The 16,011-nt window shown below is 38.4% G+C and carries 20 protein-coding genes; 9 read left to right on the forward strand and 11 right to left on the reverse strand.

Features of this window, described 5'->3' with window-relative positions:
- Positions 1–60 precede the first annotated feature (60 nt).
- Positions 61–432, forward strand: a complete 372-nt coding sequence (locus V7124_RS16940; RefSeq protein ID WP_335491284.1) for a VOC family protein — start codon at positions 61–63, stop codon at positions 430–432.
- Positions 433–505: 73 nt separating this feature from the next.
- On the opposite strand, the gene V7124_RS16945 is transcribed toward V7124_RS16940, so the two are convergent.
- Positions 506–1,141 (reverse strand): YczE/YyaS/YitT family protein, encoded by a 636-nt coding sequence (locus V7124_RS16945; protein WP_335416687.1) that lies wholly within the window; start codon positions 1,139–1,141, stop codon positions 506–508.
- A gap of 321 nt (positions 1,142–1,462) precedes the next feature.
- On the opposite strand from V7124_RS16945, the gene V7124_RS16950 reads away from it, so the two are divergent.
- On the forward strand, positions 1,463–2,617 hold the full coding sequence (locus V7124_RS16950) for a CynX/NimT family MFS transporter (RefSeq protein ID WP_335491349.1): 1,155 nt from the start codon (positions 1,463–1,465) through the stop codon (positions 2,615–2,617).
- A 99-nt stretch (positions 2,618–2,716) separates the two neighbouring features.
- On the opposite strand, the gene V7124_RS16955 is transcribed toward V7124_RS16950, so the two are convergent.
- The 6 genes from V7124_RS16955 to V7124_RS16980 all read right to left on the reverse strand — a co-directional run bounded on the left by V7124_RS16955 (position 2,717) and on the right by V7124_RS16980 (position 8,484).
- Positions 2,717–3,265 carry a 3-dehydroquinate synthase II gene (locus V7124_RS16955; RefSeq protein ID WP_335416685.1) on the reverse strand — a complete coding sequence of 183 codons (549 nt, stop codon included), beginning with the start codon at positions 3,263–3,265 and terminating at the stop codon, positions 2,717–2,719.
- A gap of 254 nt (positions 3,266–3,519) precedes the next feature.
- Entirely contained in the window at positions 3,520–4,032 is a 513-nt protein-coding gene (locus V7124_RS16960; protein WP_335491287.1) for a DoxX family membrane protein, read from the reverse strand.
- A 150-nt stretch (positions 4,033–4,182) separates the two neighbouring features.
- Positions 4,183–5,133, reverse strand: a complete 951-nt coding sequence (locus V7124_RS16965; protein ID WP_335491289.1) for a GGDEF domain-containing protein — start codon at positions 5,131–5,133, stop codon at positions 4,183–4,185.
- Between the two features lie 10 nt (positions 5,134–5,143).
- On the reverse strand, positions 5,144–6,064 hold the full coding sequence (locus V7124_RS16970) for an EAL domain-containing protein (protein ID WP_335491292.1): 921 nt from the start codon (positions 6,062–6,064) through the stop codon (positions 5,144–5,146).
- A 202-nt stretch (positions 6,065–6,266) separates the two neighbouring features.
- Positions 6,267–7,571, reverse strand: coding sequence for a hypothetical protein (locus V7124_RS16975; RefSeq protein WP_335491295.1), 1,305 nt, complete (start codon positions 7,569–7,571; stop codon positions 6,267–6,269).
- A gap of 58 nt (positions 7,572–7,629) precedes the next feature.
- Positions 7,630–8,484 carry a hypothetical protein gene (locus tag V7124_RS16980; RefSeq protein ID WP_335491297.1) on the reverse strand — a complete coding sequence of 285 codons (855 nt, stop codon included), beginning with the start codon at positions 8,482–8,484 and terminating at the stop codon, positions 7,630–7,632.
- A gap of 306 nt (positions 8,485–8,790) precedes the next feature.
- On the opposite strand from V7124_RS16980, the gene ahpC reads away from it, so the two are divergent.
- Complete coding sequence (gene ahpC / locus V7124_RS16985; protein ID WP_335491300.1) at positions 8,791–9,354, forward strand: alkyl hydroperoxide reductase subunit C; 564 nt, start codon at positions 8,791–8,793, stop codon at positions 9,352–9,354.
- Positions 9,355–9,366: 12 nt separating this feature from the next.
- Positions 9,367–10,896 (forward strand): alkyl hydroperoxide reductase subunit F, encoded by a 1,530-nt coding sequence (gene ahpF / locus V7124_RS16990; protein ID WP_335491305.1) that lies wholly within the window; start codon positions 9,367–9,369, stop codon positions 10,894–10,896.
- Between the two features lie 175 nt (positions 10,897–11,071).
- Here ahpF and V7124_RS16995 read toward each other — a convergent pair whose 3' ends face one another.
- A complete protein-coding gene (locus tag V7124_RS16995) occupies positions 11,072–11,587 on the reverse strand; it encodes a DoxX family membrane protein (protein WP_335491307.1) in 516 nt (171 codons plus the stop codon).
- Positions 11,588–12,029: 442 nt separating this feature from the next.
- On the opposite strand from V7124_RS16995, the gene V7124_RS17000 reads away from it, so the two are divergent.
- The 4 genes from V7124_RS17000 to V7124_RS17015 all read left to right on the forward strand — a co-directional run bounded on the left by V7124_RS17000 (position 12,030) and on the right by V7124_RS17015 (position 13,015).
- A complete protein-coding gene (locus V7124_RS17000; RefSeq protein WP_335412753.1) occupies positions 12,030–12,218 on the forward strand; it encodes a hypothetical protein in 189 nt (62 codons plus the stop codon).
- Positions 12,219–12,327: 109 nt separating this feature from the next.
- Positions 12,328–12,546 (forward strand): DUF1659 domain-containing protein, encoded by a 219-nt coding sequence (locus V7124_RS17005; protein ID WP_335412752.1) that lies wholly within the window; start codon positions 12,328–12,330, stop codon positions 12,544–12,546.
- A 32-nt stretch (positions 12,547–12,578) separates the two neighbouring features.
- Complete coding sequence (locus tag V7124_RS17010) at positions 12,579–12,797, forward strand: DUF2922 domain-containing protein (protein WP_335491309.1); 219 nt, start codon at positions 12,579–12,581, stop codon at positions 12,795–12,797.
- 80 nt (positions 12,798–12,877) lie between these two features.
- Complete coding sequence (locus tag V7124_RS17015; protein ID WP_335412749.1) at positions 12,878–13,015, forward strand: YvrJ family protein; 138 nt, start codon at positions 12,878–12,880, stop codon at positions 13,013–13,015.
- A gap of 255 nt (positions 13,016–13,270) precedes the next feature.
- Here the strand turns inward: V7124_RS17015 and V7124_RS17020 are convergent, their stop codons facing one another.
- On the reverse strand, positions 13,271–14,098 hold the full coding sequence (locus V7124_RS17020) for a DegV family protein (RefSeq protein ID WP_335491311.1): 828 nt from the start codon (positions 14,096–14,098) through the stop codon (positions 13,271–13,273).
- Positions 14,099–14,289: 191 nt separating this feature from the next.
- Between V7124_RS17020 and V7124_RS17025 the strand changes: the two genes are divergently transcribed.
- Positions 14,290–14,562 carry a hypothetical protein gene (locus tag V7124_RS17025; protein WP_335491313.1) on the forward strand — a complete coding sequence of 91 codons (273 nt, stop codon included), beginning with the start codon at positions 14,290–14,292 and terminating at the stop codon, positions 14,560–14,562.
- A gap of 76 nt (positions 14,563–14,638) precedes the next feature.
- Here the strand turns inward: V7124_RS17025 and V7124_RS17030 are convergent, their stop codons facing one another.
- Positions 14,639–15,031: an enoyl-CoA hydratase gene (locus tag V7124_RS17030; RefSeq protein WP_335412743.1), complete on the reverse strand. Its 393-nt coding sequence runs from the start codon at positions 15,029–15,031 to the stop codon at positions 14,639–14,641.
- Between the two features lie 84 nt (positions 15,032–15,115).
- On the reverse strand, positions 15,116–16,003 hold the full coding sequence (locus tag V7124_RS17035) for a DMT family transporter (protein ID WP_335491316.1): 888 nt from the start codon (positions 16,001–16,003) through the stop codon (positions 15,116–15,118).
- Positions 16,004–16,011: the final 8 nt, after the last annotated feature.

Genomic DNA, 16,011 nt, shown 5'->3' on the forward strand with positions numbered 1-16,011 from the left:
AAAAGCAGATTGTTTTCGATTATGATAAAGAAGAATGATGGTTAAAGGGGGAATTTATCAATGAAAATTCAAAAAATTGGTCAAATCGGGGTACCAGTGAAGGATTTAGAGCGTGCAATTCAATTTTATAAGAATAAGCTAGGTCTTCCGCACTTATTTACCGCAGGGAATTTAGCTTTCTTTGAAAGCAATGGAACTCGGCTTCTTCTGAGCCTTCCTGAAAGTGAGGAATTTGCTACTGCCAGCTCGATTCTTTATTTTCAAGTAGCGGACATTCATGCAAGCTATGCGGAATTACTCTCAAAAGAAGTTACCTTTACCGATGAACCCCATCTCATCGCAAAAATAGGACAAACTGAAACCTGGATGGCGTTTTTCAAAGACGGCGAAGGCAATACACATGCGTTAATGAGTGAAGTTCAAGTAAATTAAAAACAAGGCATGATTCAATCAAACGATGAATCATAAAAAAAGCTAACCCTCTATTAATAGAGAGGTTAGCTTTTTAAGCTGTAAGTTTTTGTTGTTCTTTCTTAACAAGTAAATACTTTAGGAGTGTTTTACATTGCGGCAGGGAAAAGCCTACGATTGGACCTAAGAAAAAGGCAATCATCACCGATCCAACCCCAACAGGCCCCCCTAATGCCCAACCTAGAATGAGTACGAGAGCTTCCATTCCATTCCGAACCCATTGTATACTCCATCCAGTTTTGTCCATGATCAAGAGCATAATGCTATCCCGTGGCCCAGAACCCAAATCAGCCGAAACATATAGTCCTACACCATACCCCATTAAAATGACTCCTAAAATAAAGAATAATAGGGCTCCTATTAAACTATCGGTATTGGGCAATAGCCACATAAAGAAATCTATGAATAAACCAAGTAACAGCATATTTAAAAAGGCACCGATTTTAGGTGATTTTTTCGTCGCGATGGAGGCAGCTGTTAGCAACAGAAATCCTACAATGATCGACCATGTGCCAATCGTCAGCCCCAGTTGCAGAAACATCCCATAATGAAACACATCCCAAGGACTTGCTCCTAATAACTTACCTTCAATCGTTAAGGCAGCACCCAACCCTAAAACGAGCAGTCCAAAAACAAAAAATGACCAGCGAAGAAACCATTCTTTTCTCATTATTTTCCCTCTAATCTTGATACTCTTTTAACGAGCTAACTATACCATATCGAATAGTCGGGAAACCATAAAAACATACTGGAAATTTCCAAATATGGTGATGTTAAAAAGATCATCTGTTATTCATTTAAATCGGAGACCTGTCTTACTTGTGCATAAGACCTTCTGACAATCGCCGCTTCTTTTTGAGGAGTGTTTTCTTTAATAACGCACCATTTCTTGTTTATGCTATACTGTATGAGGTTTGTTTTTAATAGAGAGGGGTATCTTCTTTTGCAGTTTTTAGACTCAAAAGCCAATACGAAATCAACGTATATATTTATGTTTATAACCGGGATTGTACTTGTGGCCTTTAATCTACGTCCCGCGATTACTTCATTAGGACCTTTAGTCGGTATGATCCAGGAGGATGTCGGACTTGCCCATTGGAGTGCAGGTTTATTGATGAGCTTGCCTTTAATCGTTTTCGCAATCATGTCTCCTCTTGTACCGAAAATAGCCAATCGGCTAACAAATGAAGTAACGTTAATCATCGGTTTAACAGCTCTTTTTATCGGTATTATCATTCGGTCGATTCCGATGACTTTCTTCCTTTTCACTGGGACCCTTTTAGCGGGATTGGGTATAGCAATAGGCAATGTTCTTTTACCTGCCGTGGTGAAAGATAAGTTCCCACAGAAGTTCGGTTTAATGACCAGTGTTTATTCAACCTCAATGGGACTGATCGCCTCCTTAGCATCAGGCGTAAGTATTCCTTTAGCCATTGATTTAAACCTTGGATGGCAGGGAGCCCAAACTGTATGGGCGATACCAGCCGTAGTGGCAATCCTAGTGTGGCTTTTTCTTCATAAGAATAATAAAAAAGATAACAAAGTACGACAACAGAACCAGGGCGCTGGCACTAATCGACTTTGGCGCAACCCTCTTGCCTGGCAGATCGCCATCTTTATGGGATTTCAGTCGTTTTTATTTTATGTAACGATTTCATGGTTACCGGAAATTTTGCATAGTCATGGATTGAGTATGGAAGCCGCGGGATGGCTACTATCCTTTACCCAATTAATGGGTTTGCCAGCTAGTTTTATCATTCCTGTTCTTGCTGGACGTGCTCAATCACAAATATGGCTAGCCTTCACGTTAGGTATGTGTTCAATTGTTGGGTACAGCGGCTTACTATTAGGCACATCCTATCCGATTTTAATCGTAAGTATTATTCTTATTGGACTGGGATTGGGAGGAAGTTTTCCCTTAGCTCTAACCTATATAGGACTTCGTGCTCGCAATGCAAATCAAGCAGCGGCGCTATCAGGGATGACGCAATCATCTGGGTACCTCCTTGCAGCAGTTGGCCCTTTGTTTATAGGCTCTTTATATGATATCGCCCAATTGTGGACCATTCCAATCATTACCCTCATCATCGTTTCGGCCATCGTTATGATTTTTGGAATGCTGTCCGGACGTAATCGGTTTATATAAGAAATTTGAAAAAAGACGATTCGGGATATGAATCGTCTTTTTGATCTGCTAATTATGCTTGTGGTTGCTCTAACTTTGCCACTGTAAATCTTAGCTGTGCTATTTCTCCACAATGATTTCATCAATTTCTTCGCCTAGATGACGTCCAGGCTTGTCCTGAATACACATGATTCGATCTCCTGCTTTTAAATCAAGTATAGAAACTTCACCTTTTTGCTCCTCAACTAAATAAACGCTAGAGGACTTTTGTAAGGTTGCCGAGATATTTCCCTCTTCACCACAGCATTCTACTCGTACAAACGGTCTTTTTTCTATTTTTACTCTTCCAACTGGGATGGATTTTTCAGCCTCTTCCCCGTTAACCGTTAATTGTACACCTGGGTTAATTTCATGAAGATAGAATGTTTTTCCATTTTGAAATAAATATTGATGAAACGATCCACAATTAATTCGAAATGGACGTGGGGGATAACCTTCTGAATGGCGGTTTTCTGATAAGACTTTCACATATCCATGACCAGTGTTCCCGACAAACATCCCATCCGATTTCTCTAAAATATCCACGAAGTCAACGCAAACTCGCATTCCTTCGCCAATTTCCTTTATTTCGATGATTTCTAGAAATGTCTTATTTTCAAGTTCTGTCATATCTGCTCACTCACCTTTTACTGTTAAAAATCATCATCTGTTTCATCATTAGTGCGTTTTACTTCAAATTCTGAGCTTACTTCCTCGCAGTATATACCGATCATAGTAGATTGTTCAAGTATCCCAAATTCTAAACTGGAAAAAAGGAGACTATCTACCTAGTTACTAAAAAACGGATTCCATTTTCCATCATGTTTTTTTCTAACAAAAAGACGATTCGAGGGGGAGTCGAATCGTCCTTTTGTTGCTGCTAGTTATACCGCTGCTTTTGCCTTGTCTGCAGCCTTCTTGTTGAATGTTTTGCGGATGAATGGAACCACCCAGCGGTCTAAACCGTATTTTCCTGCGTTATAGCCTGCTGCCAAAATAATGAAGCCTAAGAAGATGTCTGTCGGGTTATGAGATACTGTTCCTGCTAAGAAGAAGCTGAAGTTCATGACTAGACCAAAAAACATCGCAGCTGTTGTTAAACAGCCAAGTAAAAGACCTAAACCAATAAGTGTTTCGCCCCAAGGAACGATGAAGTTGAATAAATCAATGTTTGGCAGGGCGAAGCTTTCTAAGAAGTTAACATACCAGCTGTAAACCATGTTGCCGTCTGGGCCTTTTACTGGATTAGCAATCGCATTTCCTAAATAGCCTGATGCGTCAAATCCGTCTGTGATTTTATGAAAACCAGCTGTGAACCAAGCGTATCCTAGGTACAAACGAATAACAGTTAGTATAGCTGCTGCGACCTTATTTTCTCTTAAAAATTTGTTAAACATAAAGCATTCCGCCTTTCAAATTTAACTTGTTTTCTATACTTTTACTATATTGGATTTTCATGGTTATTAACATAGGTATAGTGTTAAGTTCACAGTTTGTTTGAAATGTTTTGACGGATCGTTGAACGGCAGATAATTATGGTCGCCCCCCTAAATATTGACTAAATAACAGCTGCCGCTAATACTCTTACACCTTCTTTTAACCACGGCTGCATATTCAATAAGCTCTTCCACACTTTCAAAGGCTTGATCCTGATTGGTCACAATCGCAATAGACAATGATACCAGTGCTATTTTTTCAATTACACCCTGCCGATTTTCTGCAATTACATAATGCTGTGAGAGGTGGTTGGCCGTATAAAAGTCAGTAATAATCTTATCAAAATCAGTAAGGAGCGATTCGCAAATAGAACGGATATCATGATGATTTACGACAGCGATAAAATCGTCTCCACCAATATGTCCTAAAAATGAACCTTTATTAGTAAATTCTCTTTTAAGAAGCTCTGCAGTCGATTGGAGAAGATTATCCCCCTTTTTAAAACCGTATGTATCGTTATAGGCTTTGAAATGGTCTAAATCGAAATATAAAATACTGAACTTTTCCTGATGGATGATTTCTTTTAGTTTTTCTTCGATGGTATGATTCCCTGGCAGTCTGGTTAAAGGATTTAAAAAGCTTGCAAATTCAACTTGAACTTCAACTAACTTCATTAGTAATCTTTGAATACTTACAACCCCGATATATTTATTCTCTTTCGTCACAATGACATAATCGTATCGATCCTTTTCATCCCTTTCCATTGCTAGTTTACTAACCTCTGTTATCGATTGAAAGTAATCGACAATAAGAGAATCAGAATTCACGATTAATTCAATGGGTCTCCCCATATAGAGATGGTAACCATATTGAGTTCCCAATTTTTGATAAAAATGTGTTCTAGATATAAGAGAAATTGGGGTTTCGTTATTTACGACGACTATCCCTTGTATTCTTTTATTTTCTTTAAATAGTTTATCCACAGCACTATTTACTTCAAATGGAGGAATACAAGGTACCTGTTCTACGAGATCACCTATATATGCAACGATTGTCCTCATCTTCTTTCTACTACACTGTTTTTAACAATAAATTCCTCGGAGTAATTTCATGATGATGACTATAGTGTTGTGGGATTATCCCCGGTTTAATTTCCTGTTTTGGTTTACCTAAAGCATATCCTTGACCGTAATGGACTCCTTGTTCACATAGAAAGGCCAAATCCTCGATTCTTTCGATTCCTTCTGCAATAATTTCCGTAAATGACTGCTTGGCATAATCAATAATAAGTTTCACCAGCTGCTGCTGTTCTTTATTCTGATCAATATGTTGAATTAGCGCTTTATCTAGTTTGATAAATTCAGGTTTTAAATAAATTAATGTTTTTAGACTATTATATCCAGACCCTACGTCATCAATGGCAATTCGAAACCCTTGTTCACGATAATTAGAAAGAACCTGTTCAAACAGTTTAAAATCTGTAACCGCACTTTTCTCAGTTAATTCAAAAACGACCTGTTTTGGTTCAATCCCAAGTCCAGATAATAGTTGGAGTGTTTCTCCACTATGATAGGTAGAGTCGAGTAAGACATGGGGATGGATATTAATAAAAATCAATGAAGTTTGATCTTGTTGATTCACTTTGTATCTTTCAATAAAACGTTTAAGCGAAAGATTTCTACAAAAACATTCAAAAAAGAATACTTGATTCGTTTGTCCGACAAAATCATAAAATATTTCCGTGTCCGAAAATAGGTTGTTTGCAGCAGGACGATTTAAGGCTTCATATCCTATCGTTTCTCCTGAATTCAATTTAAGGATGGGCTGAAAAAACGTATTCAAGGATTCATTTTTTATAATTTTTTGTAGTTCCTTCAACCTCTTAAAATATAAAATATCGTTTTTTCTTCTGTTATTTAAATACATAAGATAGGAATAAAAGTGGTTAGTCCTTATATTTGAATGTATTTGTCTATTTATTTGACTATACATAGCCTGCACCTACTTTATTTAGTTACCTATATTCTACTCGTGGTTTGTAAAGTGAATGTAAAATTTTGTCGGATTTTATGTTAACTTCGTATTGAATAGACATAATGGCACTTCCTAATCAGTAATCTAGGACTCAATACTCCTGTTAGCAACAAAAAAAGAAACCGAAGGAAAAATCCCCCGGTCTCATTTTAGTAAACGATTATTTTATTTCAGCTTCCACAGTCACTTCTTCTTCAATAATTACTGTTTCTTCAGTTTCTACTACAGTATCAACTTCCGGAGCTTCTGTTCCTGCTTCTACAGCTACTTCTTCAGTAGTTTCTTCACTAGCTAATACCGCTGAATTTGCTGCTGCATGTGCTTTAGCTGTTGCACTAGCTTTAACACTAGCTTGAGACTTCGCTTTGTTTGCTGCAGATGGGTTTACTTTTTCGGTTACAACCACTTCTTCTGCAACTGGAGCCTCTTCTGTTACTTCTGTCTCTTCATCAGCTACTGGAGTTTCTTCTGTTTCACCTTCAACTACAGGAGCTTCTTCTGTTACTTCTGACTCTTCTTCTACAACTGGTGTTTCTTCTGTTTCTGTTTCACCTTCAACTGCTTCTTCTTCAGTGACTACATCTTCTGCAGCAACTTCAGATGCAACTTCAGTTTCTTCCAGAACATTTTCTTCAGCAGGTTCCACTTCCGTAACTTCTTCGCCCGCTAATACAGCTGAATTTGCTGCTGCATGCATTTTTGCAGTTGCGCTTGCTTTTACACTAGCTTGAGACTTCGCTTTGTTTGCTGCAGATGGGTTTACTTTTTCAGAATCGTCCTCATCTTCAACAGCTTCGACTACCTCGTCGTCTTCCGTTTTTACAACTGCATCGGTTTCAAAATTGATAGTTTCAGAGTCTGAATCTTCATCAGTATCATCTTCATCTTCCGTTTTAACAGCTACATCAGAATCAACATCTGTGTCTTCTTCCTCTTCTTTTGCTGCATTTTCATCATCTTCTGATTCAACAGCTGCATCTTGATCATTAAGGTCTACAGTTGCTTCAGAATCCGCATCAATATTTGATTCAGTCGCCGGTATCTCAGTTGGCACTTCCGTTTCTGTATCAATCACCTTAGTTTCTTCAACGGTAGTTTCTTCAACTGGAATTTCTTCTACTGGCGCTTCTTCCTGTATTACTTCTTCAACAACCACATCTTCAGCCTTATCTCCCTTGCCAAGAACAGCTGAGTTCGGAGCAGCATGCAATTTTGCCGTTTCGCTCGCATTCACACTTGCCTGGGATTTACTAGCTTTCTCTTTTGATGCCACTGGAACTACTGGTGTAGCTTTTACATTCTCATTTACACGACTAGAATTTTTAACTTGAACGGTTTTTTCAGACTTAGCATGATCCGGTCCTGCTGCTTCGGTAAACTGTCCTCCAGCAAAAAGTCCAAACGATAATGCTCCTGCCAGTACAAAAGATTTTGCAATTTTATTTGAGTTTAAGTAATGTTTCATTTTTAATTCGCTCCTTTTATTATCATAATCCGTGGCTTTTAGCTGCGGGTAACATTAGTTAATAAAGGAGTTTCTGCGGTGGTGGTGCTGGTGGAGCATTCACCCATTGAGTATTCAATAAAGCCTGCCGGGAAATGTAGGGCTGGACTAAATTACTTTCAAACAGGTTATTCCATTCAAACCATTTATCCAATACGCTTATATTACTTAATCCATTGCTGAGTCGATCATTTGATTGACCCCCTGAACTGTTGCTTCGCTGGGTTTGGCTCTGCTGGTTGACCTCTGGAATCTCTTCCTTGTTAGCAGGACCCTTTTTTTGCTCTTGCCCATCAGATTCTTTTTTTGTTATCACTGAAATTTCACTATATACTTTGGCCGTATCTGCCAATATCGCTGGTTTAGCTTCTTCAACCTTCACTACTTTATTAGTAGCTGATAAGGAAGTTGTATCCATCGATTTATCTTTTAGACCTTGGCTATCTGAGTTAACAGCTGCCGTTTCTGTTCCTGTTTCCTTAAGAATCTTTTCATTCTCATTTAGATCAGACTTAACGTTTCCTTTTGCCTGATCTGGCAAATTTTTAGCCCCAGCTTGGATTGGAATACTTTTGGATGTCTGCTGTTTCGCCTCAGCTTTATTGATTTGAGCATGTTCAGGTACTGCAGCATGTTCGGGTACTGAAGATTTTTCAGTTACAGTAGCATGTGCCGATGCAGCTTTTTCCTGTAGATTTGCATTTTGGGATTTTGGCGGAACGGCTATCTTTATTTCTTCCTTTTCACTTTTTACTGGAATAGCAGCCTCCCCCTTTTGAGAACTTGGTACATTCTTTTCAGCAAAAGCAAGGTCAGGAAAAAACATCGCCGCCCCAGCCATTAGCACAGATATAAGAAACTGGCGGAAGTGCACGATTTCACCCCCTTTCAATAATTGTCATGTTCATGGACAAGTTTCGATTAAAGATGTCATCTTTTGTCCAGAATTCTAAAAAACGATTCTTTTCACCTAATTTCTCTTATTGATAATGGGTATTTTTTATTATTAATAGAACAAATTGTCTTATTCTGAAACAAATTATAAAAAAAAAGAGACATTCGAGTTGACAAATCGACAGGTAATATACGATAATAATAATTGTATTAGAATTATTCTAATTTAAGTTTTACTTTATTTGAGGAAAAAATTTCAAAACATATACTTAGGAGGAAATTGATTATGTCATTAATCGGTAAAGAGGTACAAGCATTCACAGCTAACGCGTACAAAAATGGAGATTTTATCACTGTTTCAGATGCAAACTTTAAAGGTCAGTGGAGTGTAGTTTGCTTCTACCCAGCAGACTTTACATTCGTTTGTCCTACTGAATTAGAAGACCTACAAAACGAATATGCAACATTAAAAGATCTTGGTGTTGAAGTTTACTCTGTATCAACAGATACTCATTTCACACACAAAGCATGGCACGACAACTCACCTGCTATCGGCAAAATTAAATATACGATGATTGGTGACCCATCTCAAAGACTTACTCGTGCATTTGATGTACTTGATGAAGAAGAAGGTCTTGCACAACGCGGAACGTTCATCATCGATCCAGATGGTGTTGTACAAGCTATGGAAATCAATGCAGACGGTATCGGCCGTGACGCAAGCACACTTGTAAACAAAATTAAAGCAGCACAATATGTTCGTAACAACCCAGGTGAAGTTTGCCCAGCTAAATGGCAAGAAGGTTCAGAAACACTTAAGCCAAGCCTTGACCTTGTAGGAAAAATTTAAGGAGTAGATAAAATGTTACTAGATGCAGATATTAAAGCACAGTTAGCCCAATATCTAGATTTGATGGAGGGCGATGTCCTTCTAAAAGTCAGCGCTGGATCCGATGAAGTATCGCGCGACATGCTGCTTTTAGTAGACGAATTAGCTACCATGTCCTCCCACATTAAGGTTGAGAACACAGAATTACAAAGAACACCAAGCTTTAGTGTAAATCGTATCGGCGAAGATACTGGCATAACTTTTGCTGGTATACCTCTAGGACACGAATTTACTTCATTAGTTTTGGCTCTCTTACAAGTTAGCGGAAGAGCCCCTAAAGTGGATCAAAAAGTCATTGATCAAATTAAAGCCATTAAAGGTAACTATCACTTTGAATCCTACATCAGCTTGACTTGTCACAACTGTCCAGATGTTGTCCAAGCCCTTAACTTAATGAGCCTTCTCAACCCTGGAATTACGCATACCATGATTGATGGTGCAGCTTATAAGCAAGAGGTTGAAAGCAAAAACATCATGGCTGTTCCAACGGTTTTCCTCAATGGAGAAAATTTTGGCGGCGGCCGTATGACGGTTGATGAAATTCTTGCAAAGATGGGTTCTGGTGTAGATGCATCCGAGCTTTCTGATAAGGAACCATTCGACGTGCTTGTCATTGGCGGCGGACCAGCCGGTGCTAGTGCAGCTATTTATGCTGCACGTAAAGGCATCCGTACTGGTATTGTTGCTGAACGCTTCGGCGGACAAGTAATGGACACGATGGGGATTGAGAACTTTATCGGTACGAAATATACAGAAGGTCCGAAAGTCGCTGCAAGTCTTGAAGAACATGTTAAAGAATACAACGTTGATGTGATGAATTTACAGCGTGCCAAAACGTTGGAAAAGAGAGATTTCGTTGAAATCGAACTTGAAAACGGCGCTATTTTAAAAAGTAAAGCTGTCATCCTTTCAACGGGTGCCCGCTGGCGTAATGTTGGCGTCCCAGGTGAAGCCGAGTTCAAGAACAAAGGTGTAGCCTACTGCCCTCATTGTGATGGTCCATTGTTTGCTGGAAAAGACGTTGCTGTTATTGGCGGCGGTAATTCCGGTATTGAAGCAGCCATTGACCTGGCAGGTATTGTGAATCATGTCACAGTTCTTGAGTTTGCACCAGAGTTGAAAGCTGACTCTGTCCTGCAGGACCGACTTAATAGTCTGCCGAACGTTACAGTTATTACGAATGCTCAAACAAAAGAAATTACCGGTACTGACAAAGTTAATGGTATTACCTACATTAACCGTGAAACCGGAGCAGAGAAGCATATCGAATTACATGGTATCTTTGTTCAGATCGGTCTTGTACCAAATACGGATTGGTTAGGCGATACCATTGAACGTACGCGCTTCGGTGAGATCGTTGTCGATAAGCATGGTGCTACAAACGTCCCTGGCGTATTTGCAGCTGGCGACTGTACCGATAGTGCCTATAAGCAAATCATTATTTCAATGGGATCTGGTGCGACTGCAGCATTAGGTGCATTCGATTATCTTATCCGCAATTAATTTGCTATAAAACCTACCTAAGAGCCTAATTCCGTTTTGGAATTAGGCTCTTAGTATTGATTCAAGTTGTTTGGCGGAAACTTTGTTGCTTCCATTCTGCGATGAGTATGGGTCATTTTTACTATCAAAAAGACGATTCGCGGGGGAACGAATCGTCTTTTTGTGTTACTACAAGTTATGCTTCTGCTTTTGCTTTGTCTTTTTTAATGTAAGTCTTAGCTGTTTTGCGGATGAATGGAACCCCCCAGCGGTCTAAACCGTATTTTCCTGCATTATAGCCTGCTGCCAAGATGATGACGCCTAAGAAGATGTCTGTCGGGTTATGAGATACTGTTCCTGCTAAGAAGAAGCTGAAGTTCATGACTAGACCAAAGAACATCGCAGCTGTTGTTAAACAGCCAAGTAAAAGACCTAAACCAATTAGTGTTTCGCCCCAAGGAACGATGAAGTTGAATAAATCAATGTTTGGCAGGGCAAAGCTTTCTAAGAAGTTAACATACCAGCTGTAAACCATGTTGCCGTCTGGGCCTTTTACTGGATTAGCAATTGCATTTCCTAAATAGCCTGATGCGTCAAATCCGTCTGTGATTTTATGAAAACCAGCTGTGAACCAAGCGTATCCTAGGTACAAACGAATAACAGTTAGTATAGCTGCTGCGACCTTATTTTCTCTTAAAAATTTGTTAAACATAAAGCATTCCGCCTTTCAAATTTAACTTGTTTTCTATACTTTTACTATATTGGATTTTCATGGTTATTAACATAGGTATAGTGTTAAGTTCACAGTTTGTTTGAAATGTTTTGACGGAACGTTGAACAGCTGAAATCATATCTTTCACCGGTTAAAAAACAGGGTAGAACATTGCTTTCAACATAGTTACAAAAGGGATCGGATCACATTGTAAAAATTTAGACGTTATTACAAAATAACATGTTCCCCACCTTCACGAATACGAATGATAGCAAGTTAGGTAGACGATCCTCCATACAAACTATCCTAAAATTATTTACCCTTTTTTTAATTTTTCTACTATTTAAATGGCTGTTCACATCGTGATAGAACTATGTTACTATCACTAAGGTTTAGGATCATCCTATCGAAACCATGATCAATACTATATAAGAGGTGTATGATGGAAGCAGAAAAATTTATTCACGTTGAAAACACGAACCTTCTAATGGACATAATCAATCTAAAAATAAAACTAGGCGAATTATATAATCAAACGGGACCTTCCACTTCCGAGTATGTAAGTCTATCTATCCAATTAGCTAAACGCATGAATGAATATTTTGATGAAAAAGTAGCCCAACTAAATTAATCCGTAAGAGACCTGCTAACTTTAGCTGGTCTCTTTTTTATTTATTTTTCGATACCATGTCCTTTTTACCTGCTTTTTCCTATATTAAGGGTGAAAGGAGGTGATAACGATGGCACAAGCAGTATTAGCAACATCTAAGTTACGTTTAGTGTTCCAAGTGGGCATGGACGATGACGGTAAACCGCTTTTGAAGGCGAAGACTTTTAGTAATATCCAGAAATCTGCTACACCTGATCAACTTTTACAAGCAGCGCAAGCCATTATTGGTTTGTCCAGCGATGCTCTCAGCAGCATCGAGAGAGTCGACAATTCCGATTTACAAGCTTAATAGAAAAATAACTAGGATAGGAGGTGAATAAAATGGCTAAAACACTAGAATTGGAGTTCGTAACTGAGCTAGGAAAATCCACCCGAATTTCGGTAGAAAATCCTAAGGAACCGATTGAGGAAGCAGTGGTGAAGGCGGCAATGGAGGAAATTATTGCTTCTGGAGTTTTCACATCTGCAAACGGTAATTATGCTTCTGTTAAAGGAGCACGCGTAATTGATCGCAATGTAACCCAATATGAAATGGTGTAATCGAACAGTAGGCCGGGTTCCAATGGAATCCGGTCTTTATTAGAGGTTGAAATTTATAATAAAGAAAGGAGTGGATTTTCGTGGAGCAAATGATCCCTCTCATCAGTGAGGTAGGATTTCCAATCGTCGTCACCCTCTATTTGCTATACCGGATTGAGTCGAAGCTAGATATGGTGGTCCAATCGATTCAAAATCTTCCCGAACGCATGAAGGGCTAGTCGTACCCGGTGGCGGCATTTTAATATTAATAGAACCTTAAAGCTTTGTTCATAGTTTGTTCATACTTTAACGGTAAGATAAATACATGAAGAGGACAACCTTTTTAATTCTCTCTTCCATAACCCCCTTTTATAGATTTCTTTTGGATCCGGCAACTGGCCGGATCTTTTTTTTGTCATGGGGTACCGACCACTTTTTTTCAATGTAGGCAAAAAAAATCTGGAAACCTGCTAAATAGGTCTTCCAGATCTTTCTTAAAAAGAAATAATCATCCCGTCTTTACCTGCATAGGTCCCCATTGTAGCGCCCATGTAATTGACAATGATATCCTTTGGATGAAATCTCTCTGTCAATTCCTGTTTCAGCGCTTCTACTTCTTCTTCATTTCCGGTGTGAGTAATTCCAAATATAGTAGTTGAAAAATCGGTTCCTCTTTCTTGAATCACATCTAGCACTCTCTTTTGGAACTTCTTTTTACCGCGGATTTTTTCAAAAATCTCTACTTTCCCGCCTTCAACTCTTTCTAGTAGCACTTTGATATTGAGGAGTTTTGCCAACGAGCCTTGGAACTTACTAAGTCGTCCGCCTTTTACGATATTCTCTAATGTATTTAATAAGACGAGTATATTCATATTTTCACGGTACTCCATTAAATCAGCAACAATTTCATCCACTGTTTGCCCCTGTTGGGCCAATTCTGCCGCACGGATAATTTGGAGCCCATGCCCGAGTGAGCCTGCAAGTGTGTCAAAAACAGTTACCTTTGCGCCGGAAAGATCCTTGCCAATACAGGCAGATTGATAAGTCCCGCTGAGGCCGGATGAAATCGTAAAACAGAGGATTTCCGTGTCAGTGCCAAAAAGGGAGAACGCGTCGGCAAACGAGGCAGGCGAGGGTTGGGACGTCTTCGGAAGCACCTCAGACGAAAACATTTTTGCGAAGAATTCCTCTGGGGAAAGATCAACCTTTTCTAAATAATCCTGTCCTTCAATCGTCACAGTCAAAGGCACTAATGTAATATCATATTTTTCTAATAAATTTACTGGTAAATCAGCCGAACTGTCCGAAATAATCTTTATCATGCTACTCTCCACCTTTAGTACAATTTACACAATACAATTATACCAATCGGAATTATTATTTCGCTAAGAAAAAGGCTTTGTAAGGTTTTTTCCCAAAAAGGGAATAAAAGTAAAACGGCGAATATAATGAAGAGTGATGAAAACAAATTTAGAAATCCAATCATATGTTTACTTGAAGGGAGTTTTCCAACATGCAGAGGATAAAATGGATGATTCAACTTTTCTTAAATGAGCCTTTGTGGTTTAAACTACTAATCTGCTTAACTTTACTTGCCTCGATTATTTTTAGCAGTTCCTTTTTTTCAAATAACCTATTGTATCAAGGCATTAGCAAATTAGCTGCTGCAATCTTTTTTGGTGCTTATGGATTTAAATTTAGGATGAATCGATTAACATCAATTCTCTTCTTTGCTGTAGCTGCTATATGCATATTCCTTGCTATTCTGGCACTGTTTTTGGGATAACTAGCTAATGCAAAAACACTCTGGGCTTGTTACGAAGGAGGTTTATTTTGTCTCACGTATTCAGGTTAGTCCAAACTTATTCATTTCTATCATTTAAGATGATTCCCGTAAAATTTCCTATCAATACTTGTTTCTCATTCTGATTTGTACATAGGAAAGATGCTGCAATTGATATTCTATTATGATCTTGTTTTTCATATTTATCGATCGTTACTTCACATAGTATTTTATCTCCTGTAAAAACTGGTCTTAAAAACTCATAATTCATAGAACGAGCCAGTACATTGTTATCTCCTCCAACTTTTGTTGGTAATGTCGCCGTCAGCAAGCCTTGTATGACAAGTCTTCCCTGTTCATCAGGAGTTGTATGGTGTGTACCTTCATCACCTGAAATCCTCGTAAACAATTCAACATCTTCTATTGTAAAAGTCCGTTCAAATGTTATGATATCGCCTACATGTAAAGACAATGTCATTCCTCCTATACGATTAAATAATAGAAACCTTCCATTTATGGGAATGTTATTTATCTATCCAATTCAACACAAAAAACATTAATCCTTCTTGACGTGATTGTCTGTAGATGCAAAATAGGTCCCAACTATCATAATTAGCAAGGCAATAATAAATGACAATGTAGGTATCTCAAGAAACATAATAAACGAAAGTCCAACGCCAATAAAAGGGGAAATGGCATAATATGCACTTGTCTTGGCTGCTCCAAGATACCGTTGTGCGTATACATATAAATATATACTTAACCCATAAGCCACAAATCCCAGTAAAAGCGTAGCAAGTATATAAACTACATTAGTGGTAGTTTCATTAATAATAAACGAGATTAGTAAAGAACCTAAACCTGAACCAAATCCTTTAATAATGACAATCTCTAATGGGTCTTTTACCGACAACATTCTGGTAAAGTTATTTTCTAGTCCCCAACAAATAGCTGCAAGCAAAACAAAAAGAGAACCAAAAGAAAAAGAGATACTACTAAAATCTTCTACTGAAAGAAAAATACTTGCAACTGTAATCAAACCAATTGCTATCCATAATCTTTTATTGATCGTTTCCTTGAAAATTACAAGTGCAATCAATGAAGTGGCAACAATTTCAAAATTGTTAAGAAGCGAGACTGTTGCAGGAGTAGTCATTGTTAACCCTATCATAAGGAAAATAGGTGCTGCTATGTCTAAAAGAACCATACCCATTGTGAAAGGCATTTCTTTCTTTGTTAATCTCATTTCCTTTTTCAATTGTCCTGTGTTGTAACGAAACAAACCTATTATGGACATTCCAATACCTGCACCAAGATATAAAAGTGCTGCCATCATAGTTGGAGGAATTTCATTTAAAAGTATTTTGGAAAATGGCGCACTAATAGCATATAGGCCAGCCGCCAGAACTGCCCAAAGCATTGCAGTATTTTTCTTTTTCTTCAAAATTCCAA

It is taken from the genome of Neobacillus niacini (genome assembly GCF_036961885.1).
Taxonomy (GTDB): Bacteria; Bacillota; Bacilli; order Bacillales; family Cytobacillaceae; genus Neobacillus; species Neobacillus niacini_H.

What these genes read in the sequence shown, in the direction of transcription:
- V7124_RS16940 (WP_335491284.1), top strand. Translation starts at nt 61, where the DNA reads ATGAAAATTCAAAAAATTGGTCAAATCGGGGTACCAGTGAAGGATTTA.
- V7124_RS16945 (WP_335416687.1), bottom strand. Translation starts at nt 1,141, where the DNA reads ATGAGAAAAGAATGGTTTCTTCGCTGGTCATTTTTTGTTTTTGGACTG.
- V7124_RS16950 (WP_335491349.1), top strand. Translation starts at nt 1,463, where the DNA reads ATGTTTATAACCGGGATTGTACTTGTGGCCTTTAATCTACGTCCCGCG.
- V7124_RS16955 (WP_335416685.1), bottom strand. Translation starts at nt 3,265, where the DNA reads ATGACAGAACTTGAAAATAAGACATTTCTAGAAATCATCGAAATAAAG.
- V7124_RS16960 (WP_335491287.1), bottom strand. Translation starts at nt 4,032, where the DNA reads ATGTTTAACAAATTTTTAAGAGAAAATAAGGTCGCAGCAGCTATACTA.
- V7124_RS16965 (WP_335491289.1), bottom strand. Translation starts at nt 5,133, where the DNA reads ATGAGGACAATCGTTGCATATATAGGTGATCTCGTAGAACAGGTACCT.
- V7124_RS16970 (WP_335491292.1), bottom strand. Translation starts at nt 6,064, where the DNA reads ATGTATAGTCAAATAAATAGACAAATACATTCAAATATAAGGACTAAC.
- V7124_RS16975 (WP_335491295.1), bottom strand. Translation starts at nt 7,571, where the DNA reads ATGAAACATTACTTAAACTCAAATAAAATTGCAAAATCTTTTGTACTG.
- ahpC (WP_335491300.1), top strand. Translation starts at nt 8,791, where the DNA reads ATGTCATTAATCGGTAAAGAGGTACAAGCATTCACAGCTAACGCGTAC.
- ahpF (WP_335491305.1), top strand. Translation starts at nt 9,367, where the DNA reads ATGTTACTAGATGCAGATATTAAAGCACAGTTAGCCCAATATCTAGAT.
- V7124_RS16995 (WP_335491307.1), bottom strand. Translation starts at nt 11,587, where the DNA reads ATGTTTAACAAATTTTTAAGAGAAAATAAGGTCGCAGCAGCTATACTA.
- V7124_RS17000 (WP_335412753.1), top strand. Translation starts at nt 12,030, where the DNA reads ATGGAAGCAGAAAAATTTATTCACGTTGAAAACACGAACCTTCTAATG.
- V7124_RS17005 (WP_335412752.1), top strand. Translation starts at nt 12,328, where the DNA reads ATGGCACAAGCAGTATTAGCAACATCTAAGTTACGTTTAGTGTTCCAA.
- V7124_RS17010 (WP_335491309.1), top strand. Translation starts at nt 12,579, where the DNA reads ATGGCTAAAACACTAGAATTGGAGTTCGTAACTGAGCTAGGAAAATCC.
- V7124_RS17020 (WP_335491311.1), bottom strand. Translation starts at nt 14,098, where the DNA reads ATGATAAAGATTATTTCGGACAGTTCGGCTGATTTACCAGTAAATTTA.
- V7124_RS17025 (WP_335491313.1), top strand. Translation starts at nt 14,290, where the DNA reads ATGCAGAGGATAAAATGGATGATTCAACTTTTCTTAAATGAGCCTTTG.